We start from the raw sequence: 21153 nt of genomic DNA, 5'->3' as shown, positions 1-21153 counted from the left end.
TCATTATTTATGGCGGAAATCTTAAAAAAGTTACCTTTCTACAATAAAATATGGTTTCAGTTTATTTTGTTTGTACTACGACGCTTTGAAGCTAACAATTGTCGTGAGCAAGCAGGCTCTTTAACTTACACCACACTTTTCGCTGTCGTGCCGATGTTGACCGTATTCTTGGTTATCATTTCATCGATTAAAGCATTAGAACCTGCTCGGCAACAATTACAACAATTGATCTACAGTAATTTTCTGCCTAAAACCAGTATCGCGTTTGACAAAGCATTGAATGCATTTACTGACAATTCGAGCAACTTAACCATTATTGGTGTGCTGTTTTTATTCTTTACCACAGTAATGATGCTCACTAGCATTGAGACAGCATTCAATCGTATTTGGCGTGTGACAGAAACGCGTAATGGCATTATTGGTTTTATGCGCTATTGGACCATCATTTCACTGGGACCAATCCTGCTGGGTTCGGCTTTTGTGATTTCATCGACTTTAGCGTCTATGAACATCCTAAGCAATAATTTTGCAGGTTATGAATTGAATGGCACTTTTATTTTATGGGTCATCTCATTTGCACTCACCGCATTTGGTTTTTTTGCCTTGTATTGGACGATTCCAAACCGCTCTGTTCCAATAAAAGCAGCCATGATTGCTGCGATTTTTAGTGCTGTTACCTTCGAGTTACTGAAAAATTTATTCGGCTTCGTGATGACTAACTTTACCAGTTATCAGTTGGTTTACGGTGCTTTTGCAGCAGTTCCAATTTTCCTGTTGTGGATTTATCTCTCTTGGAACATCGTACTGCTTGGTGTTGAGATAAGTTATGCCCTCACAGCATTTCATACAGGTAAGACCGAAACGCGCCATCCAATTCTCATGCTTCTAGATATGCTTGAGTTATTCTATAAAAAACAAAAACAAGGTAAAACCGTAACCGATCTGGAGGCACTTGATATTTTAGGACGCGGTGAAATTGGCCGCTGGCCTAAATATGTCAATCTATTGGAACAGCAGAATATTATTAAACGTACAGATAATAATGAATATGTTTTGGTTAGAAATTTAGATCATCTTGATTTTTGGTCATTTTATAAATCATTGCCTTATACGCTGCCTGATAAAAATGATATCGGAAAAATTCATGAAGATGATGTATGGATGAACCGTATTGGTCCTGCACTGATTGAAGCTGATGATTATCTGGCTGCAAAGCTCTCCGTACCGCTATCGACCATACTTGAAGAAAAATAAACTCTTGCAATAAGAAAAGACCTCTATAGGTCTTTTCTTATTTCGTAGACGGATTATATGGACGTGTAGATTGCCAACAAATAAGTGCGCCTAAGGTCACTAAGACACAACCGATCCAAAAGCTCATTAGAGGTTGCACATCTAGAATCAGCATCGACATCAGACTTGAAAAAATGGGCATAAAATACGTTGCCAAAATTAAAATTTTGAGATGTCCATATTGCATGCTTTGGTTCCAATTGCTGTAAGCCAAGCCAATTAAGCTGCCAATGACTACAACCATCAGCCATGTCATCAAATTCAGCTCAACAAACGGTTCTCGCATCACAAAATGTACAGCCCACAACCCAACTGCAGTCATTAGAAAAAGAAATGGAACAGCATTATGACCTTCTGCATATTTCTTGGTAAATATACTGTACAAAGGCCATAGTACGGCGCCGATGAAAGCAAATGAGTACGCCAATGGATTTTCAAGCACGGCCACCAATATGCTTTTCGGCTCGAGAATATCTGGATTAACAACCATCATTAACCCAAGAATGGCACATGCAAAGCCAGTAATCACCCAAATATTCGCGCTCAATTGCCGTGCAAGAATCGAAAATACAATCAGCAAAGGAGGCCAAAGATAATTAATCATTGCAATAATTAATACCTGTTCTCGATGTGTTGAAAGAGCAATCGAAATTAAAAATAGGATTTCATAGCCAACAAAAAGAGCACCACAGCCCAATAGGTATTTTTTAGGCATGAGTAAAAGCTTGGGAAAGCCATTTTTCCATAACATGAACAATGCACTAAAACTATAGATCAGTGCCACCGCCTGTACCGGGCTTAATGATTCAGTTACAAGTTTCACCACCGCAACCAACGAGGCCCAAATCAAAATCGAGCTTAATCCCAGCCATGTATACTGATTCAATGGAATGCTCCAATTCTTGCGCTGATTCGATCAAGATAAATTCTCAAATAACGGTGCAAAGATACAATCATAATCCCTGCAAGAACCATACAAGAACCGACCAAGAAACTCGTTTCGATCTCCTCATCTAATAGCCAGACACCAAACAACATGCCGAACATGGGGGTTAAAAACGAAAACACACCTAAGCCATTTGCTAAATAAGTTCGTAACAACCAAAACCATAACAGTAAACTTAAAAAAGACATGACAACCGCATGAAATGTTAAGCTCAGAAACGTCAGTTGTGACCAGCGCACATCTGCTTGTCCAGTCCAAAAAGCTAAGGGTAATAAAAAAATAAAGCCCCCAAGCAATTGATAAAATAATGTTTGAGTAGGCGGTGCCTCTGAAAGCGTTGAAAATTTTAAAGAAATCGTAGTCAATGCCCACATCATCCCCGCCATTAGAGCAAGAAAATCTCCCCATAAAATAAGGCTGAGTTGGCTCTGAGCTTGATCACGCACTAAAAAAGTATAAGCGATGCCAAGAAATGCGAAACAAATACCAAACCACTGCAGATTATTCAATTTTTCAGCTTTGACTTTCCAATGTAAGCCTAAAGCCACAAAAATAGGCGCGGTATAGAGCAGAACAACAGTGTGCGCAGCACTGGTGTACCTGAGTGCCTCAGCAACCAAATAAAATTCTGCAGAAAATAAAAAGGCTAACCAAATTCCAGGAACAACATAACGGTAATTGAACAGTTGTTGCACTCGTTGTCGATACAATAATGGAACGACAAGCAAGGTTGCCAAACCACAGCGCAATGCGATTTGCATCAGAGGACTAATATCAGTAGCTGCAAGTTTCAAGACAATTTGCTGTAAACCCCAGACTAAACACAATACGATCATTAAGCTTGACGCCTGAAGGTCAAGACCTCTTCGCTCACCCATGAGTGGCACTCTTCACACAAACAAGTCGTCACTATACTGCTGACTGAATTAGAATATATAATTCAAAATAGACAACAAATACATTTATTCAGGCAATTTAATATGCCAAAACGCCATCCACATGAATCATTCGTTCAGTTAGATAATTATGATCATATCCAAGAGAATCTTTGGCTAACATTCCGTAATGATCCAGCCCATTCGGAATATCCTAAACACGGTCATGCATGGGGCGAATTTATCTATGCATTTGATGGTGTAATGGAAGTTCATATTGATCAAAATCAATATTTAACACCTCCGCCCTACGGAATTTGGCTACCGCCGCATCTGCATCACAGCAGTATTAATCTCACAGCTGTTTCTCATGCCACCTTATACGTGCATGAAAGCCTGTGTGATGCACTGCCCAAACAATCAGGTATTTTACTAAGCTCCCCCTTAGTGACGGCGCTACTCAATGAACTCAGAAAAACTTATTTCAAATATGATCAACCCGAATATCAACGACTCTTAATGGTTTTGCTGGATCAATTAAAAAGTTCACCACTGCTCAAAAGCTACTTACCCCATTCTGATCATCCTGCATTACAAACGATATTTACCTACATGCATGAGCATCTCAGTGATCAGCGTCCACTGAGAGATTATGCTCAAATGGTGAATATGAGTGAGCGCACTTTATCTCGCCTATGTGAAGCTGAAATTTCGATGTCGCTCAATGAATGGCGTCAACGCTTTAAAATTACACGAGCATTAAGCTTATTGTCTGAAAATAAAACCGTTGAACATATTGCTCTAGATTTGGGCTATGCCAACGCCTCAGCCTTTATCAATATGTTTAAACGCTGGATGCACATCACGCCCCAACAGTTTCGTAAAAACATCAACTCAGACAATCTCTAGCCATAAAAAAAGGATGAACCATCATCCTTTTTAATTGAGCTTGATGCATCATTAATGCACTTGCGTAGTCCACACAAAATCTTGTTTTAAGCCAGTCAAAGTCATTTTGAGCTGATCACCCGATTCTAATGGTCCCACACCTGCAGGCGTACCCGTCATGACAACATCACCAGACATTAAGCTAAAGTTTTGACTGATTTCTGCCAAAAGCGCTCCTAATTTAAAAATCAGTAACCCCGTATCACCATGTTGCCTAAGTTGATCATTAATTTCGAGCTTAAACTGGACTTGATCTAATGCTGGGACCTGATCAAGCGAAATCCAATCTGCCAAAATACAAGATCCATCAAATGCTTTCGCACGTTCCCAAGGTTGTCCTTTCTTTTTAAGCTGATCTTGTTGATCTCTTAAAGTCAAATCCAAACCAAGGGTGACTGCACCTACTGCTGCTAATGCCTCTTGAGGATCCTTAACGTTTTTGAGCGGTCGATCTATTCGTAATGAAAGTTCACATTCATGATGACACTGTCCCAATGCACGATTCCAATCAATCCCTTCTGCTAAGGACACCAAGCTACTCGGCGGCTTGATAAATAAGACAGGTTGATCAGGAATCGCATTACCTAATTCTTGAGCATGCGCAGCATAACTGCGACCGACACATACAATTTTTGATGGAACTGCACTCATGAAAATCTCTCTTATTTATAGTTTGAATAATGAACTCATCTAAACTTAACGTTTTTGGAATGTATTTTCAAACAGTGTTCTATCTACATCAGACTCAAATGCACGTTTTGGAATAATGACCACTGTATGATTTTTGAGTTCAAGCATATAGGTCAATTTACCCACTACAAATTTTTGTACTTCACTGTAGGCAAATGCTTGTTTAGGACGACCACTTGAAAAAAGCTCGGCAGAGTTTTGAAACAAATCGATACCTTGTTCAGTCTTACCAAATTGATATTTTTCAAACTGACGCTTGAACATCATAGGTAAGAACCAGTAACGCATAACGATTTGTAAAAAGATAAAGAACGTGCCTAAAGCCACGTAATAGCGTCCTACACCCTCTAATCCAAGATAAAGCCCCCAAATCACGATCGCAATACTGACAAGTGGCGTTAAAAAACGCGTAAATTGTTTTTTGCCAAAAGTAGCTAATGCAAAACCATCCTGAGACTCTTGTAAATTTAAGAAGTAACGGACAGATAAAACTGGTTGAGTATCAGACATAGGGGATTCAACAATCGATTTTCTTAAGCAAAGATATTACACCACTTTACCTGAAATCGAATTGTCGTTTTAATGAATACTGTTGATTACATCATCGCACTATTGATGAAAGCATCACACGATTTAAAATGACACAAAATAAAAAGTCTAAATTCATAGTTCAGGATGAAAATGAAATACTTTAACTATCGAGCATTGTGCTTAAGCCTTATTTTTGTACCTAGCTTGTCGTACAGTGCGATTATTGAATGGAAAGAAAATATACCCAGTGCGTTAAAACCATTTCAAAATAATAGTACCGAACTCGCCAGCATCGCAAAAGATCAGATTCTCATCTATGCGCACACAAATACCCAAACATCTATTCCGACACGCAAAAAACAACCCAATCCAAATGTGAAGTTCACATCATCTGCCATCGTATTGCCTGTTAATGAAGAAAAGGTCGCCAAAACGCTTTCACAGTTTGAAAATTTTGTTGGATTATTCCCGACATTGAAATCAGCTAAAATATTAGATCAAGATAAAAATATCACTCAGGTTCAATATAAAATTTCCATTCCAACACCGATACCAGTGCTCAACTTTAATGAGACCATAGTGTTTCAGCATCATATTGAAGCCAACAGTATTTCGAGCTTGATTGTGGATGCACCTGTTCCTTATGGTCTAGGCAAATTTGAATGGTTCAAATTGGATCAGAATCATACCCTTCTAACCCTAACGCAATGGGGAGATTTAAACCAACCTAAAGGTTTTCTATTTAGCAAAGTTCTGAATGCAGTGCCTGAAGCAAAAATGGGAATTCCAAGTGGTACACATGCATTTTTACTTGAATCAATTCGAAAAAAATTAACAGCGCCTTCTTCGAGTGCGCTCAAACCAGGGCAATTTCCATCCGACCAATTAACGACAAATCAATTGGCCAAAATCGCACAAATCAGTCGTATCACCGGACACCCTGTAAGTTTTGTCCATACACCGACAACCGTGCCTTATCAACACAGTGCAGAATCAATGCGTTTTGTGACGACGTATCAGTATTATTCCCAACCAGTGCAACAATTACAAAAATGGACACAGCCTGTACATTATAAAAAGTTGTTTCCCCGCCAACTCAAATCTATTGATATCGAAACCCTAAAAGACCAAACACAATTGGCAGATTTTAAAGTTGAACTCGGGTTAGGAGTTATTCAAATTCCATTCCGATTTAAACTAAATTTTAGCTTTCCTCAGTCGAATCAGAATAGTTTTTATGCTCAAGGCGGTGATCTGAAATACATTAAAGGAAAAATGCAATTTGATAAGTTTCAACAAGGTACTTTATTGAAAATGACGAATGCTGGAAAAATAGATGAAAAAGCACCGTTCCTGATTCGTGCAGCACGGAGCTTGCCTTATCATGATGTGCTCCCTACAGTTGGGGCGAATGTCGTCTTTGCATTGAAAGTCAAAAACGAAGAGCAGAAGAAATAAGATAAAAAAATAGACACAAAAAAACCGCAATTAAGCGGTTTCTTCTCTTTTTTACATCTTAGAGATGATCAAGTTGGTGCGCTCAGAGAGATTCGAACTCCCGACCCCTTAGTTCGTAGCCAAGTGCTCTATCCAGCTGAGCTATGAGCGCGACGTCTTGATGGAGTGCATTATATATGAATATTATTATTTGTTAAGTACTTTTTAATAAAATTTAAATCAAGCGAACAGTATTTATACGTAAATGTAAATTATGGCTAGATAATCAACAATTTAAGAGATGGTCAACAAGATCAATCCAAATTCCAAACAATCCTGAGTTGGATTGATGATGTTTTTATAAGAGCTAATATCTATTAATTAAAAATAATATGTGTAGAAATTTTAAAATTTATTTCTTTCTTAAGTAGCTAATAAAATATGATGATTTATAGCATCACTTCATTCTAGAAACAAAAAAACCGCAATTAAGCGGTTTCTTCTCTTTTTTACATCTTAGAGATGATCAAGTTGGTGCGCTCAGAGAGATTCGAACTCCCGACCCCTTAGTTCGTAGCCAAGTGCTCTATCCAGCTGAGCTATGAGCGCGTACTTGAGTGTCTTACGACTTCGTTACATCGATTAACTTGATTGGTGCGCTCAGAGAGATTCGAACTCCCGACCCCTTAGTTCGTAGCCAAGTGCTCTATCCAGCTGAGCTATGAGCGCATTTCAAGTTTATCGTTGGCGGTGAGAGAGGGATTCGAACCCTCGATACCAGTAATAGGTATGCTTCCTTAGCAGGGAAGTGATTTCAGCCACTCATCCACCTCACCGTAACGAGACGCCATAATACAAACTTCGTCCCTACTCTTCAAGTGAGAATTTAAAAAATTCTATGTTTTTTGTTCAATCATATATTTTTTAAACAATTTTCAGGTTTTTTGCCTTTAATCTGCATTAATTTCACTTTAATACTGTCTATTCTGCATCTCTTTTATAATTTATGAACTAAAAACACTTTATTGCAATCATTTACGTGCAGTATTTCTCATCATGTCTTATGCTAAACTTATCTTCTGATATGAAGCCAAAGACATTATGAAAAATTGGGTCGACCCTGAAGCCAAAGCGGAAGCTGAACGTTACGATAATCCTATTCCAAGCCGTGTTCTGATTCTAGAAACGATTGAGAATAAGAAAAAAGCATTGTCTCATGCAGACCTTGTGGAACACTTCGAAATTGCGGATCAAAAAAGTATTGAAGCACTTAGTCACCGTTTAAGTGCGATGGTTCGTGATGGTCAATTGACGAAAGAAGGTTATAAGTTCCAGCTTATGGCAGATCAACCTGTTCATGATGCGACCATCTATATCAATAGCAAAGGTTTAGGGGTTGCGAGTATAGATGGTAAGAAAGAAGAATATTTGTTACCTGAGCGTGAATTACGTCAAGTCTTCCATGGTGACCGAGTTAAAGTTCAACAGACCTCTGTTGACCGTAAAGGTAAACCATGGGGTTTCATTACTGAAATTACCCAACGACGCGTCAAACAAATCATTGGAAAACTCGCAGAATATGAAGGTGAATACTTCATTCAACCAGCAAATCCAAATGCGCATCAACCGATTACCTTAGAAAAAGAACTCATTGCGCATGCGAAAGCTAAAGTTGGTGATTCTCTTCGAGTTGAAATTGATGATTTTCCAAATCGTGAAGAGTTTGCTACAGGTCATATTATTCAATCTATGGCCGACAAATCTGATACTGAAATTATTATTCCTCAAACCATTTTAGAATATGGTTTACCTTACGAATTTCCAGAAGAAGTAGTTCAAGAAGCTGAAAGTTTTAAAGAACCGACAGCACGAGATCGTCAAGGACGCATTGATTTAAGAGATTTACCCTTAGTCACAATTGACGGTGAAGATGCGCGTGACTTCGACGATGCTGTCTATGCAGAAAAACGTCCTGGTGGCGGCTATCGCGTCGTGGTTGCAATTGCAGATGTCAGTCATTATGTTCGTATTGGTAAACCTTTAGATGATGAAGCACAAGAACGCGGTACGTCTGTGTACTTCCCTCACTTTGTCTTACCGATGTTGCCTGAAGCACTTTCAAATGGCTTATGCTCACTCAACCCAAATGTCGATCGTCTATGTATGGTCTGTGATTTGAATTTAAGTCGCGCAGGTAAAGTCACAAAATTTGAATTCTATCCGTCGGTGATGCACTCTAAAGCACGACTCACCTATGACCAAGTTGCAAAATATTTTGAAGGTGATAGTCAAGCTGTACCTGAAGATCGTACAGTGCGTAAATCACTGAATACATTATTCCAACTTTACCAAGTATTAAAAGGTTTACGTGCAGAACGCCATGCAATGGAATTTGAAACCGTTGAAACGTACATGACCTTTGATGAACTTGGTGGAATTAAAGAAATTCTACCAAGATCACGTAACGATGCTCATAAACTCATTGAAGAATGTATGTTGTTAGCCAATGTCGCTGCTGCTGAATTTGCTTTAAAACACGAAATTCCAATGTTGTATCGTGTGCATGAGCCACCAGAATTCTCACGCATTCAAAAAGTTCGCGACTTTGTTAAGTTATTAGGTTTGAAATTCCCTGATCAACCTACGCAAGCGGACTACCAAGCGGTCATTGAAGCCACTAAAGACCGTATTGATGCGCCAAGTATTCATGCTGTGCTTCTTCGCTCCATGATGCAAGCTTATTATGGGCCAAATAACGCTGGTCACTATGGTTTGGCGTATGAGGCATACACTCATTTCACCTCTCCAATTCGTCGTTATCCAGATTTATTATTACATCGTGCTATCAAAGCACACCTGAAAAATAAACCTGCACCAGTCTCAGGTGGCGCACTAGAAGAAGCCGGTAATCATTTCTCGGCAACAGAACGTCGAGCTGATGAAGCTTCTCGCTCAGTAACCACTTGGTTAAAATGCCATTATATGCAACAGCATCTTGGTGAAGAGTTTGTTGGCGTCATTAGTGCTACGGCTGAGTTTGGTCTATTTGTCACTTTAAAAGATTTATATGTCGATGGTATGGTCCATGTAAGCCAGCTTGGCGATGACTTCTTTGTCTTCGATCAAGCGAGTCAAAGTTTAGTTGGGCAAAATCGTGGTCAGACCTTCGGTTTGGGTGATGAAGTACGCATCAAGGTTGCAGGTGTCAATTTAGAAGAACGTAAGATTGATTTTGAATTGATTCAACAACTCAGCCATGCAGGTCGCGCTATTCGTAGTCGAGCACCACGTGTCGTAAAGGAAAAACCGGTCACCAAGCAAGAAGCGTTAAATCGCATGTTGAATGAGCCTGTCGAACTCCTAAAAGATAAAGATGAAAACGGTGAACGCCCTGTTCGTAAGAAAAAGTCCAAGGCAAAACCAAGCTCTTATTCTAAAAAATCAGACAAAAAATCTGATGGAAAAGTAAAAGATAAAGCGAAAAAGAAAGCTAAAGTGAAAAAGAAAAAGTCGAATGCGAAAGCTAAATTAGACTAAATCTTTAAAGAGCGCTACGGCGCTCTTTTTTTTAAGCTTTATTTTTTTAATTTATAATCAAGTGCACCGATTCTTTATTTAGCACTTACGTAAATAATTGAATGTATCACTTGATTTAAAGTCCATAAACCCCTACATCTAAATGAAGTAAATGAATCAATTAGGTCCTTGAATGACTTTAGAAAAGGCAACTTTGCCTGTACCCGATTTTTCTCAAATTACACTTGATCAACTTAAAGCACAGATTGAACAAGCGATTCAAAATGGTCAACACTTTATAAACCAACTCGAGAAAGTCCCAGACACGGTACAATTACAACTAAATGTGCTCGATCAAATCGATGAATTAGAAAACCAAATGAGCGAATCTTGGGGAATTTTGTCTCACTTAAATGCTGTGATGAACAATCCTGAAACCCGCGAGATTTATCAGTCTCTTTTACCTAGCTTAAGTGAATACTACACACAATTAGGGCAACATACTGCGCTCTATCAAACCTACCAACATGTGCATGATGCACCTATTTTTTCGGATTTACCAGAAGCTCAACAGAGTGCGATTAAACTTGCACTTAGAGACTTTAAACTCTCAGGCGTGGCTCTAGAAGGCGATGCAAAAAAACGCTACGCAGAAATATCAGCTCGTTTATCGCAGCTTTCTTCAGATTTTTCTAACCACGTTCTTGATGCCACACAATCATATTTCAAACCATTAACTGAAGATGAACTTGCTGGTTTACCTGCGAGCAGTATCGAACTGCTAAAGCAATACGGTCAACAACGTGAACTCGATCAAGCCGTGGCGACATTGGATTTCCCTTCTTATCTTGCGATCATGACTTACGCAGATAATCGAGAGCTTCGCGAAGCCTTATATAAAGCATATACCACGCGAGCGTCGGATCAGTCAGATCACCCTGAATATGACAATACTGCGGTGATGGAAGAAATTCTCAAATTGCGCCAAGAAATGGCTCAACTTTTAGGTTTTGATCATTATGCAGCATATTCACTGGCAAGTAAGATGGCTCCAAGTGTTGAAGCTGTAGATCAATTCCTGATTGAGTTGGCAGAACATGCTCGTAAACCTGCCCTACAAGAAATTGAGGCATTAAAAGCAATTGCTCAATCTCATGGTGTAGATGAACTACAACCTTGGGACACGACGTATTTCTCGGAAAAACTCAAAGTTCAACAGTTTAATCTGTCTCAGGAAGCACTTAAGCCATACTTCCCTACCCCTGTCGTCATTCAAGGTTTATTTAAAATTGTGGAGCGTTTATATGGTATTCAAGTCATTGAACGTGAAGCACCAGTATGGCATCCAGATGCACGATATTATGAGCTTGAAGATCAAGGCAGTGTCATAGGTGGATTCTATTTTGACTTGTACGCTAGAAGTGGGAAACGTGGTGGAGCATGGATGAGCGGATTCCGCTCACGTATGCAAACCAACAATGGCATGCAGAAACCGATTTGTTACATGGTCGGTAATTTTACACCACCGATTGGTCAACAATCTGCGCTTTTGACACATGATGAAGTCGTTACTCTTTTCCATGAGTTTGGACATGGTCTGCATCATATGCTCACAGAAGTAGATCATATCTCTGTAGCAGGCACACATGGTGTCGCTTGGGATGCCGTCGAGCTGCCAAGTCAGTTTATGGAATTCTGGACTTGGGATAATGAAAGCTTGGCTTTAATCAGCCAACACATTGAAACCAAAACACCGTTACCTGAAGAACTCCTTAAGTCTCTTTTGGATGCGAGATTTTTCCAATCAGGCATGCAAACCCTTCGACAGCTTGAGTTTGCCATGTTTGATTTGAATATACATAAACAATCTCCTGCTTTAGATGCAACAGGTATTCAACAATCCTTAAACGAAATTCGTGAACAATATGCTGTTCTCCCTACAGCACCATACAACCGATTCCAAAATAGTTTTAGCCATATTTTCGCAGGGGGTTATGCCGCAGGCTACTACTCTTACAAATGGGCTGAAGTTTTAGCAAGTGATGCATTCGATCGCTTTGAACAAGAAGGGATCTTCAACCAAGAGACTGGACTTGCTTTCCGCAAGGCAGTGCTGGCTGTAGGCGGTAAAGATACAGCGCTTGATGCCTTTGTTAAATTTAGAGGTCGTGAGCCTAAAATTGATGCATTATTACGCCATCAAGGTTGGACGAATGACACTAAAACTGCTTAAACTACGCTACTAATTTTTGAAGGTGAGAGTCATTATGTCGATCAAACGTCGTTTCATTGCAGGTGCAAAATGTCCGAAATGTGAAGCTATGGATCGTATTGTCATGCTCACTTCAGGTGATTCAGAATGGATCGAATGTATTGAATGCAACTATTCTGAAAATCGTCCGACACACATTGACGAACCTCAAATGCCTGAGGTTGCAGACGAAATTGGTGTTATTCAATTTAAACCTAGTCCAAGAAATTAAGATGCTTAAAGTCAATAAAGCCAGCTCTATAGAGCTGGCTTTATTGTAAATTCATTAAAAAATAAGCACCCGAAGGTGCTTATTTTATTTAATTATTGATACCAACCAAATAACTTAAAGATATAAGGTACATAGGCGATAATTAACATAGCTGGAATCATCACAATCAGAGGAAGAATCCAACGTTCGTATTTGTAGTAGAACGTTTTATCTTTCACTTCTGCATCGGCAGCAGCCACCTCTTCATCACCAATCGACTGCCTTGCGAGCAAGTGATTGAGTGCAACTGGAGGTGATACATAACCCAATTCGAAACCAATTAAAGCAATCATCCAGAAGTGAACAGGATCTATACCATAAGCGTAGGCGACAGGAGCAACTGTTGCTGAAATTAAGATGACAGCACCAAACGGATCCATAATCATCCCGACGAATACCATGAGACATACGATCAAGGTAATCACGATATAGATATTTTCAATATCCGTTGGGAAGTGTTCCATCAACTCGATACGCTCTAAGTATCCACCAACGCTGACAGACAATGCCATTAAGATCACAAGCGCCCCGATATGTCCGACTGTTTCACTTGCAGATACATGAATTGACTTCCAGAAACTCACTTTACGTGCAGGATTGTCTGGACTATCCTGTGCTGCAATTTCAGATGCTGACACTCGCGCCTTAGCTGCTTCTTGTTCAACCGAAGTATGGCTTAATGTCGTATCCCAATGTCCTACTGGTGCGAGCGGTGCTGGTTCATGACGTAATTTTTCATAAAGCACCATGACAAGTAAGATGATTGGCATCATGACTGGTGCAGTAAACTCATTCAAGTTGGTATTTAACGCATACTTGTAGAATGCCCACACAATCAGGAATACGATCACATAAGGAACTACTGCCACTAATGCCTTAGCTGAATTCGGGAATGCAACTGATGGCGCTGCAATACGGAATTTTTGCTCAGCAAAGAACAGTGAAATCAATAAGAACAAAGTTGAAGTGATGAGGAAAACACCAATACCATATTGGTATAACAAGTCAGTCGTCACTTCTTTGTTCAGCGATGCAACAACAACAATCAATAGACATGGACGGAGTACCACACCAAGCGAACCTGACATTGCAGCCGTAGCCAAAGCGAATTGACGGCGTCCGCCCGCATTCCAAACTTCTTTATAAATGATCGCACCTGCAGCGATTACAAAAATACCTGATGCACCTGTATAAGCTGTAGGTAATGCAGCAGCAAGTAAGATTAACCAGGTAAGCGTTTCAGGCGCTAGATTCCATGGACGTAAAATGTTTAGGAATTTATCAACAATCAAGGTCTGCTTTAGCAGCATACCTGCCCAAATGAACAGTGATAAATTAAGGAAAATGGTAGAGAACTCAACCAGCTGCCCTAAATAAATCCCTTGACCCATTGGATAGTCCATCACAAAGGTAAAGTTAAATCCTGTTGTGATCGCCATATAGGCATAAAGTGGGACTGACAATAATGCCATGCCAATCGTACCACCTGGCTTCGCATTTTCTGGTACACGGAACAATTGGTACAAACTAATTAATGTCAGTGTACTGAACAAGATTATCCATAACCAATAGATGATTGTCATCTCACTGGTTGGCGGAACACCAGAGTTCAATACAGATCTATACTGACTGATCGCTGAACTGGTTAAGAAACTGTTCGCAAGTATCATTGCGACAGCGTAAACCCGATAATCTAAAACAGAACTTGGACCGCGTAGACCAATGTGGTGGATTTTAAGTGTTGCAGTTATCGCTGCAAGTACCACCATGATAATCAATAGAACTGCCTTATTTTCCGTACCAAATTGGAAAATACCAAAGAAAGTTGTTTCCATGGTTCGGTAAGTTCGTATTGAAGGATTATCTTCTAAATACTGAATTGATTTATCGTAGAAGGCATATTTTTCTTCACATAACTGTTGACCAGCCAATACAGAGGCACGAACATCTTCTTCAGACGTTGTACCAAAGATATCTGCAAATTCATCTTTTGCATTGGCTTGCATTTGGTTTTGAACCAAAAGGTCAATATTTGGATTTCGATCACAGACTGGCTTTTCAGGTTCGGCACGCAAGAATGAATACTGCATACCAATTTTTTCGTCACCGTATAGACTTTCACCTATACGTAACATCTGCCCGTGAATCATTTCTCCTGTCCCGATGATGAGCGTCAGTAACAGTAGAAGCAAAATCGTAAACGCAGATATCCACTCAGTCCATATATAACTAAGTAGACCTAACCCAGATCTCTTTTTAGAAGGCTCTTGCATTGTTATTCCATTATTTAATACTGCTATACATTGCCTGTACAGCTCATCTTTTCTAATTCGGGCTTAGGCAAAATCCTTTACCTAATTTCCTTACCACTTTTATCACATGAATCTGACTGATTTTTTTTTAAAAAAGAATGACTGACTTTTCCATTTTTTTTAAATTTATGCCAATTTTCATCAATTCACCTCTTAAGAGCGAGATAAAAACCAACTAAATCAGTAGGCTATACCATACTGTATTTCTTTTTTTAAACAAATATGACCTTAAAAAAATAAATGCAAAAGATTTGAATCTGATCACACATTAAAAAAGTGATAATTAAGCATCAGAGGAATTAAGAGATGTGTGTGTCCTTCACGGAGATATGCTGATAAATTAAAAAGAGCATGCTGAGTAATGCCCCCCATATTGCACCTGTTAAATGTGCTTCAACCAATACTGGGCTACCAATCATTTGCGCAGTATCGAGAGAACCAAAGATATTTTCCCACAAAATTTTGCCCGTGATTAAAGCTAATACAAGCAGCGAGAATTTACGTTCTTTTTCAAATTTTAAAAAATAAACTGCCAAAGCCGTATACATACCATGTAGTACCCCTGATAGACCTGCATAAGCTTCAACGTGAGGATAAACATAATAAAAACTTAAACTAACTAATGGCGGGAGTGCGATCAACAAGTACAACATGTACCTAATTTTGACATATGGGAAGATGAATGGCAGACAGGCTAAACCCACCATATTCAATGCATAGTGTATCCAGCCCACATGTACATAGTGGGCTGTCCATACTCGCCAAATTTCTTCATCCAATACAGGACGCCAATAGAAAAAATACTCCTGAAAAATCTGCAAACTAGCAGCAATACTGATACAGCATGCAATAAACAGTATTTTTCGAATCAGGATAGTATCTTTCATCTTTCGTATTCCTAAAAGAAAAAGAGCTTTAAGCTCTTTTTCTTGAATAACTCCATTTTTAATTTTGAACAAAATTAAAAAACCTTATTCGCCTAATGTGTTCTCGAAAAGATCATCGGCTTCATTGGTCGCTTGATCATCCCAGAAGCTCGACATTCCATCTGCTTCAGTTCGAACACCTGTATTCTCCGTCCAATAACGGTCTGAGATCGCTTGAATCATTTGTCCTGCCATATTATCCAATAACTTAAACTCTGGATTTACAGGAACTTCTTCTGCACGTGAAGCAGCATAAGAACGTAATGCATCACGTATTTTTGCATCGTCACCACTGGCTTGTGCTGCAACAGCATACAAGGCATGCGATAAGCGTACTCCTTTTTGCTCACCAATTTGCATAGATTGTTTAAGCGTTTGGTATGGATCTGGTTTGCCTGCATCAGCTCCAGGTAATAATGTCCAAATCACTGCTCGAGTAGCATTCGGTACGCCCCAGAACTTGTTGTTATCGAGGCAGACCATGCCACGTTCAACAATTGCTGCGATATCTTTAGGAACATGCACTTGACCACCAGAAGCAATATCATTGGTCATCGCTTGTAAGCCACTTAACATACCTAACAGATATACTGTTTGGTCAAGATTACGACGCATAGTTGGACATGAGTCACCTAAATTATATTTATATTTAGACTGCCAACGCTCCGCAAACAATTGATAACCCGTATATTGACGTTCGGCAGCAACAGCAGCCCAACGCTTTTGTTCAATACGCGCATCTTGTGCTTCTGTCACTTGACCTGCTTTTGATGCTCTTAGGTATCTTAATTCTGCATCTAAGGCACGATTTTCTGCGCACATCCCTGAAGCTGAATATAAAAGAACTGCCATACGGGTCGGATCAGCACCCATATCTTTAGTCGCCATAATCACAGGAGTCAAAGCTGTGCCCTGATTACACACCATATCCACATCACCCATTGAGAGTACTGGCGGTAAGATGTGTTTTTCACTAAACGCAAGTGATGCATTCGCACCAGTTTTGATTACGTATGAACATCCAGATAAAGTTGTAGCTGCTACAACCGCAATTGCCGTGAAAAGACCTTGAGTCTTTAATTTAGACATACTTCCTGTCCTCAATTTTATAATTTTGTCATCCTTGCGATTTAAAATATCAGATGCAATCGCTGAATAAAAGTGCAGCAATGCACTTCATTAACAATTAGTCTGTCATTGATCTGAATTGAAATAATTGACTTATTTTTTGAATTGTTAAAATTTTGGGCAAAAAAAAGTAGCATTGCGACGGTTCGGCACATGCTACTTATTAAATGGTAAACTCAAGAGAGTTTATTTTGTTCGTTGTTGTGGTGTTCAATTCGTTCCTTCAGCACAGTTCCTAGTCTTCCAATTATAATTGCCATAACAGCAGCAACCACTAGAAACAACCACATATGAATTTCGCTCATTTTGAAATTCCTCATTAGCTGTTGGTATATTTAATGTACTTTAGAAATTAAGATTTCACCGTATTTTTGTCTAACAATTAGATTTTCTTTCACTTTCGTCAAACAATTTATTTTTTATACATATTATATATTTTTAAATAATTGTTTTTTATCATGTTTTAAATTTAAAAATAAAAGACTTATTGTCTAACAATTAGCCAAAATTTGCATGAGTAATCAAGCTTTTCCATTGTTTTTCATCTATTTGATCTCTCCAAATCACCAAAGAGTCGAATTTATTTTCGTTAAAACTGAGTACTACGAAGTAATGAAAATGAAAAACTCGATTCAGTTTTGCTTGGTATATTATTGGATTTGAAGTCATTTGAATCGACCATAAATCTTTGTCTATTTTTTGTAATTCTTTTAATTGTGGTTTTTTTCTAAAATTCCACCAGATAATCAGTATAAATATAATACTGCCCAAAGCATAAATGAGCTCAATACAGATTAATAAAGTAATACTCGTGATGAGCATAAAGAAAACATGAAACACAGCCGAATAAAAGCTGTGTTTCAGTGAATAGCGCTCATGGATTATGGACATAATCTTTTAATTTTTGAATAAAATGGCGCAATTCAGGTCGAGGTGGTTCAGAAACCTCCATAAACCAATCCAATAAATCAGGATCTTCTTGCTCAACCAATTCAGCAAACATTGCTTTCTCTTCAGGTTCAGCTTGCAAATAGTATTGCTTTACATAAGGATCAAAATACACGTCAATTTCTTTTAAACCACGACGTGCGCGATAGATAACTTTACGCTCTTCAAGCGTTAATTCATCGTACATTTTTATCCCCTAATCTGTGTTCATTCCATTTTAACTGAAGCCATGAGCTTTGTGTTTTAAAAATATCAATTGACCAAATTCATCAGCAATTCTTGTGTTTTGAGCATTCAACACATTGCACCAATGTTCAGGCTCTCTTATGTTGTGGCTATTCTAATAACACTTATGGAAATATAAATATGCAATCAGGCGCAATTCGACCAATTCCTAATATGTTGCCTCGAAAATTATTCAATGCAGAACATGAAGCCTTTCGTGATACTGTCCGAAAATTCTATGAAAAAGAAGTCGTTCCAAATATTGCAAAATATGAAGAACAACAACATGTAGATCGTGACTTATGGAATAAAGCGGGTGAAATGGGTCTATTGTGCACCACAATGCCTGAAGAATATGGTGGATATGGTGTAGATCGACTCTACAGTATGATCCTCATTGAAGAACAAGCTTATGCAATGGATTCATCAACTGGTTTTTCATTGCATTCGGATATTGTTGCGAATTACCTGAATAATTTTGCCAACGAAGAGCAAAAGAAAAAATGGCTCCCTAAAATGGCTTCTGGCGAAGTTGTCACTGCCATTGCGATGACTGAGCCTGGTACAGGTTCAGACTTACAAGCTGTACGAACTTCTGCAGTTTTAGATGGCGATGAATATGTCATCAATGGTTCTAAAATTTTTATTACCAACGGTTATCTATGTGATATGGCAATTGTTGTGTGCAAAACAGGTAATAGTGATAAAGGTTCAGCCAACTTATCTCTCATTATTGTCGAAGCTGATCGAGCTGGATTCACTAAAGGTAAACCACTCAATAAAATTGGTATGAAAGGACAAGATACTTGTGAATTGTTCTTTGATAATGTTCGTGTACCAAAGGAAAATTTGATTGGTATGGAAGGCATGGGCTTCATCATGCTTATGAAAGAACTCGCTTGGGAACGTATGCTTGTTGCAATTATCTGCCAAGCAGGTGCAGAAGCTGCCTTTGCGCACACAGTACAATATACAAAAGATCGTAAAGCATTTGGTAAGCCAATTGGTGCATTTCAAAATACACGTTTTAAGCTAGCAGAACTTCGAACTGAAATAGACTTCTGTCGTTCTTATTTAGATCGTTGTATGGAATTACAACTTGAGGGTACGTTAGGTGTAGATGCGGCCGCAGCTGCAAAATATAAAATTTCTGATATGTTCTCTAAAGTCGTCGATGAATGCTTGCAGTTACATGGTGGCTATGGCTTCATGCTTGAATACCCTATTGCACGCGCATATATTGATAACCGTGCAAATCGTATATATGCAGGCACCAATGAAATCATGAAAGAACTCATATCACGTTCTTTATAAATAGAAAAAGGAAGCTTTCGCTTCCTTTTTTATTTTAATAGCTATTCATTAAGATACTAATTTAGGCTTTTTTACAGACTGTGCGGGAGCCTTCGAAAATTTTAAAATACCATCGTTAAAAGTCGCATTTTTGAGATCTTTACGATCAGCTAAATAGTTATGCGTTGCCATCCAAGGTGCCTTAGTACCTTGTTTTGGAAGTTGATCAGCCGCTCGCGCGATATAACCTGATGACATTTCACCCATAACTGTTTCATCGAGCATTGCAGAATGGTCAGTTGGTGCGACAACTTCATCATAACCGTTCTGATCCATATATTTGAATAAACGGCAAATATAATCAGCAACGACATCTACTTTTAAGGTCCATGACGCGTTCACATAACCAATAACCATCGCCATATTTGGTACATCACTTACCATCACACCATTATAAAGCATATGTTCGCTAGTCTTGATCGGCTGACCATCAACAGTCGCTTTGATACCGCCCATAATTTGAATTTCTAGACCAGTTGCAGAAACAATGATATCTGCATCTAAGTGTTTACCAGATTTTAATTGAATACCATTTTCAGTGAAGGATTCAATATGATCTGTTTCAACACTTGCTTTACCACTACGTAAAATTTTGAATAAATCACCGTCTGGCACTACACATAAACGTTGATCCCAAGGATTGTAACTTGGGGTAAAGTGCTTCATATCCACTTTACCTTTCAACTGCATTTCAATAGATTTAAGAAGTAACTTGCGAACCAATTGAGGTTGTTTTTTTGACAAAGCAAAAATCGCACGTTGCATTCCGATATTACGAGCACGCGTGAACTTATATGCCATGTCCTCTGTCATAAATTTACGTGTTTTGTCATAAACAAAATCAATCGAAGGAATTGAAGCAATATACGTTGGTGAACGTTGTAACATTGTTACATGCCCAGCCCCACGTTTTGCCATTGCTGGTACTAAAGTGATTGCAGTTGCTCCACTACCAATGATAACTACTTTCTTACCGGTATAATCTAAATTTTCAGGCCAAAATTGTGGATGAATCAATTGACCTTTAAATTTATCTTGATTTGGAAAATCAGGTTGGAAACCTTGATCGTAGTTATAATAGCCTGTACATCCTAAGACGAAATTAGCTTGCCAAGTTTGTTTCTTTTCATTTTGATCTTGGATTTCTACAATCCATTTTTTAATTGAAGTATCGTAATTCGCTGAAAGTACACGATGTTCAAAATGAATTTTTTCTTTAATATTGTACTCACTAACAACTTCGCCCAAGTAACCTTTAATCGAAGCGCCATCTGCAAGCACATTCGCTTTACGCCACGGCTTAAAATTGTAGCCAAAAGTAGACATATCTGAGTCGGAGCGAATACCTGGGTATTTAAACAAATCCCACGTTCCACCGAAACTTTTACGACGTTCGAGTATTTCAAATTTACGGTTCGGATTATTTTTAATTAAATGTGCTGCAATTCCAATTCCAGAGATACCAGCACCAACAATAAGAATATCGACTTGCTTATCCATTTC

The 21153-nt window shown here is 38.7% G+C and carries 16 protein-coding genes and 4 tRNA genes; 7 read left to right on the top strand and 13 right to left on the bottom strand.

Annotated elements, in window-relative coordinates:
* Window positions 1–9 precede the first annotated feature (9 nt).
* Window positions 10–1254 (top strand): YihY family inner membrane protein, encoded by a 1245-nt coding sequence (locus AC1M86_RS13580; RefSeq protein ID WP_481608166.1) that lies wholly within the window; start codon window positions 10–12, stop codon window positions 1252–1254.
* Between the two features lie 37 nt (window positions 1255–1291).
* Here the strand turns inward: AC1M86_RS13580 and yddG are convergent, their stop codons facing one another.
* Entirely contained in the window at window positions 1292–2179 is an 888-nt protein-coding gene (gene yddG / locus AC1M86_RS13575; protein ID WP_481608165.1) for an aromatic amino acid DMT transporter YddG, read from the bottom strand.
* Entirely contained in the window at window positions 2176–3117 is a 942-nt protein-coding gene (locus tag AC1M86_RS13570; RefSeq protein ID WP_481608164.1) for a DMT family transporter, read from the bottom strand. The genes yddG and AC1M86_RS13570 overlap by 4 nt, the downstream gene beginning before the upstream one ends.
* A 102-nt stretch (window positions 3118–3219) precedes the next feature.
* Between AC1M86_RS13570 and AC1M86_RS13565 the strand changes: the two genes are divergently transcribed.
* The gene (locus AC1M86_RS13565; RefSeq protein ID WP_092768062.1) at window positions 3220–4023 is read left to right on the top strand and encodes an AraC family transcriptional regulator; all 804 of its coding nucleotides are present in this window, start codon (window positions 3220–3222) and stop codon (window positions 4021–4023) included.
* A gap of 51 nt (window positions 4024–4074) precedes the next feature.
* On the opposite strand, the gene AC1M86_RS13560 is transcribed toward AC1M86_RS13565, so the two are convergent.
* Window positions 4075–4713 (bottom strand): fumarylacetoacetate hydrolase family protein, encoded by a 639-nt coding sequence (locus AC1M86_RS13560; RefSeq protein WP_481592033.1) that lies wholly within the window; start codon window positions 4711–4713, stop codon window positions 4075–4077.
* Between the two features lie 45 nt (window positions 4714–4758).
* Entirely contained in the window at window positions 4759–5262 is a 504-nt protein-coding gene (locus AC1M86_RS13555) for a YcxB family protein (protein WP_035265193.1), read from the bottom strand.
* A 171-nt stretch (window positions 5263–5433) separates the two neighbouring features.
* Between AC1M86_RS13555 and AC1M86_RS13550 the strand changes: the two genes are divergently transcribed.
* Window positions 5434–6741 carry an SRPBCC family protein gene (locus tag AC1M86_RS13550; protein ID WP_481608163.1) on the top strand — a complete coding sequence of 436 codons (1308 nt, stop codon included), beginning with the start codon at window positions 5434–5436 and terminating at the stop codon, window positions 6739–6741.
* Window positions 6742–6815: 74 nt separating this feature from the next.
* Here the strand turns inward: AC1M86_RS13550 and AC1M86_RS13545 are convergent.
* The 4 genes from AC1M86_RS13545 to AC1M86_RS13530 form a co-directional block, all read right to left on the bottom strand.
* A tRNA-Arg gene (locus tag AC1M86_RS13545) sits at window positions 6816–6892 on the bottom strand.
* 360 nt (window positions 6893–7252) lie between these two features.
* A tRNA-Arg gene (locus AC1M86_RS13540) sits at window positions 7253–7329 on the bottom strand.
* Between the two features lie 43 nt (window positions 7330–7372).
* Window positions 7373–7449, bottom strand: a tRNA-Arg gene (locus AC1M86_RS13535).
* Window positions 7450–7465: 16 nt separating this feature from the next.
* Window positions 7466–7556: transfer RNA gene (locus AC1M86_RS13530), tRNA-Ser, on the bottom strand.
* A 262-nt stretch (window positions 7557–7818) separates the two neighbouring features.
* Here AC1M86_RS13530 and rnr point away from each other — a divergent pair.
* The 3 genes from rnr to AC1M86_RS13515 all read left to right on the top strand — a co-directional run bounded on the left by rnr (window position 7819) and on the right by AC1M86_RS13515 (window position 12719).
* Window positions 7819–10257: a ribonuclease R gene (gene rnr, locus AC1M86_RS13525; protein WP_481608177.1), complete on the top strand. Its 2439-nt coding sequence runs from the start codon at window positions 7819–7821 to the stop codon at window positions 10255–10257.
* 172 nt (window positions 10258–10429) lie between these two features.
* On the top strand, window positions 10430–12469 hold the full coding sequence (locus AC1M86_RS13520) for a M3 family metallopeptidase (protein WP_481608162.1): 2040 nt from the start codon (window positions 10430–10432) through the stop codon (window positions 12467–12469).
* A gap of 40 nt (window positions 12470–12509) precedes the next feature.
* The gene (locus AC1M86_RS13515; protein ID WP_481586819.1) at window positions 12510–12719 is read left to right on the top strand and encodes a YheV family putative zinc ribbon protein; all 210 of its coding nucleotides are present in this window, start codon (window positions 12510–12512) and stop codon (window positions 12717–12719) included.
* 92 nt (window positions 12720–12811) lie between these two features.
* Here the strand turns inward: AC1M86_RS13515 and AC1M86_RS13510 are convergent, their stop codons facing one another.
* The 4 genes from AC1M86_RS13510 to AC1M86_RS13495 all read right to left on the bottom strand — a co-directional run bounded on the left by AC1M86_RS13510 (window position 12812) and on the right by AC1M86_RS13495 (window position 18259).
* On the bottom strand, window positions 12812–14197 hold the full coding sequence (locus AC1M86_RS13510) for a TRAP transporter large permease subunit (protein ID WP_373687203.1): 1386 nt from the start codon (window positions 14195–14197) through the stop codon (window positions 12812–12814).
* A gap of 1172 nt (window positions 14198–15369) precedes the next feature.
* Complete coding sequence (rrtA, locus tag AC1M86_RS13505) at window positions 15370–15957, bottom strand: rhombosortase (protein ID WP_481608161.1); 588 nt, start codon at window positions 15955–15957, stop codon at window positions 15370–15372.
* 84 nt (window positions 15958–16041) lie between these two features.
* Window positions 16042–17085 (bottom strand): hypothetical protein, encoded by a 1044-nt coding sequence (locus tag AC1M86_RS13500; RefSeq protein WP_035265182.1) that lies wholly within the window; start codon window positions 17083–17085, stop codon window positions 16042–16044.
* A gap of 913 nt (window positions 17086–17998) precedes the next feature.
* Window positions 17999–18259 carry an FAD assembly factor SdhE gene (locus tag AC1M86_RS13495; protein ID WP_179999273.1) on the bottom strand — a complete coding sequence of 87 codons (261 nt, stop codon included), beginning with the start codon at window positions 18257–18259 and terminating at the stop codon, window positions 17999–18001.
* Window positions 18260–18438: 179 nt separating this feature from the next.
* Here AC1M86_RS13495 and AC1M86_RS13490 point away from each other — a divergent pair, with 179 nt between their 5' ends.
* Window positions 18439–19611, top strand: coding sequence for an acyl-CoA dehydrogenase family protein (locus AC1M86_RS13490; RefSeq protein WP_035265167.1), 1173 nt, complete (start codon window positions 18439–18441; stop codon window positions 19609–19611).
* A gap of 48 nt (window positions 19612–19659) precedes the next feature.
* On the opposite strand, the gene AC1M86_RS13485 is transcribed toward AC1M86_RS13490, so the two are convergent.
* The gene (locus AC1M86_RS13485; protein ID WP_481608160.1) at window positions 19660–21150 is read right to left on the bottom strand and encodes a flavin-containing monooxygenase; all 1491 of its coding nucleotides are present in this window, start codon (window positions 21148–21150) and stop codon (window positions 19660–19662) included.
* Between the last annotated feature and the right edge of the window lie 3 nt (window positions 21151–21153).

The sequence above is a fragment of the Acinetobacter sp. ANC_7654 genome (assembly GCF_056779855.1).
Note: the sequence above shows the minus strand (reverse complement) of the source record. Positions and strands in the feature narration are given on the sequence as shown.

Coding starts and splice junctions, on each gene's coding strand:
- AC1M86_RS13580 (WP_481608166.1), top strand. CDS start 10: ATGGCGGAAATCTTAAAAAAGTTACCTTTCTACAATAAAATATGGTTT.
- AC1M86_RS13495 (WP_179999273.1), bottom strand. CDS start 18,259: ATGTACGATGAATTAACGCTTGAAGAGCGTAAAGTTATCTATCGCGCA.
- AC1M86_RS13565 (WP_092768062.1), top strand. CDS start 3,220: ATGCCAAAACGCCATCCACATGAATCATTCGTTCAGTTAGATAATTAT.
- AC1M86_RS13560 (WP_481592033.1), bottom strand. CDS start 4,713: ATGAGTGCAGTTCCATCAAAAATTGTATGTGTCGGTCGCAGTTATGCT.
- AC1M86_RS13510 (WP_373687203.1), bottom strand. CDS start 14,197: ATGGCGATCACAACAGGATTTAACTTTACCTTTGTGATGGACTATCCA.
- AC1M86_RS13555 (WP_035265193.1), bottom strand. CDS start 5,262: ATGTCTGATACTCAACCAGTTTTATCTGTCCGTTACTTCTTAAATTTA.
- AC1M86_RS13500 (WP_035265182.1), bottom strand. CDS start 17,085: ATGTCTAAATTAAAGACTCAAGGTCTTTTCACGGCAATTGCGGTTGTA.
- AC1M86_RS13520 (WP_481608162.1), top strand. CDS start 10,430: ATGACTTTAGAAAAGGCAACTTTGCCTGTACCCGATTTTTCTCAAATT.
- AC1M86_RS13570 (WP_481608164.1), bottom strand. CDS start 3,117: ATGGGTGAGCGAAGAGGTCTTGACCTTCAGGCGTCAAGCTTAATGATC.
- AC1M86_RS13485 (WP_481608160.1), bottom strand. CDS start 21,150: ATGGATAAGCAAGTCGATATTCTTATTGTTGGTGCTGGTATCTCTGGA.
- AC1M86_RS13490 (WP_035265167.1), top strand. CDS start 18,439: ATGCAATCAGGCGCAATTCGACCAATTCCTAATATGTTGCCTCGAAAA.
- rrtA (WP_481608161.1), bottom strand. CDS start 15,957: ATGAAAGATACTATCCTGATTCGAAAAATACTGTTTATTGCATGCTGT.
- AC1M86_RS13550 (WP_481608163.1), top strand. CDS start 5,434: ATGAAATACTTTAACTATCGAGCATTGTGCTTAAGCCTTATTTTTGTA.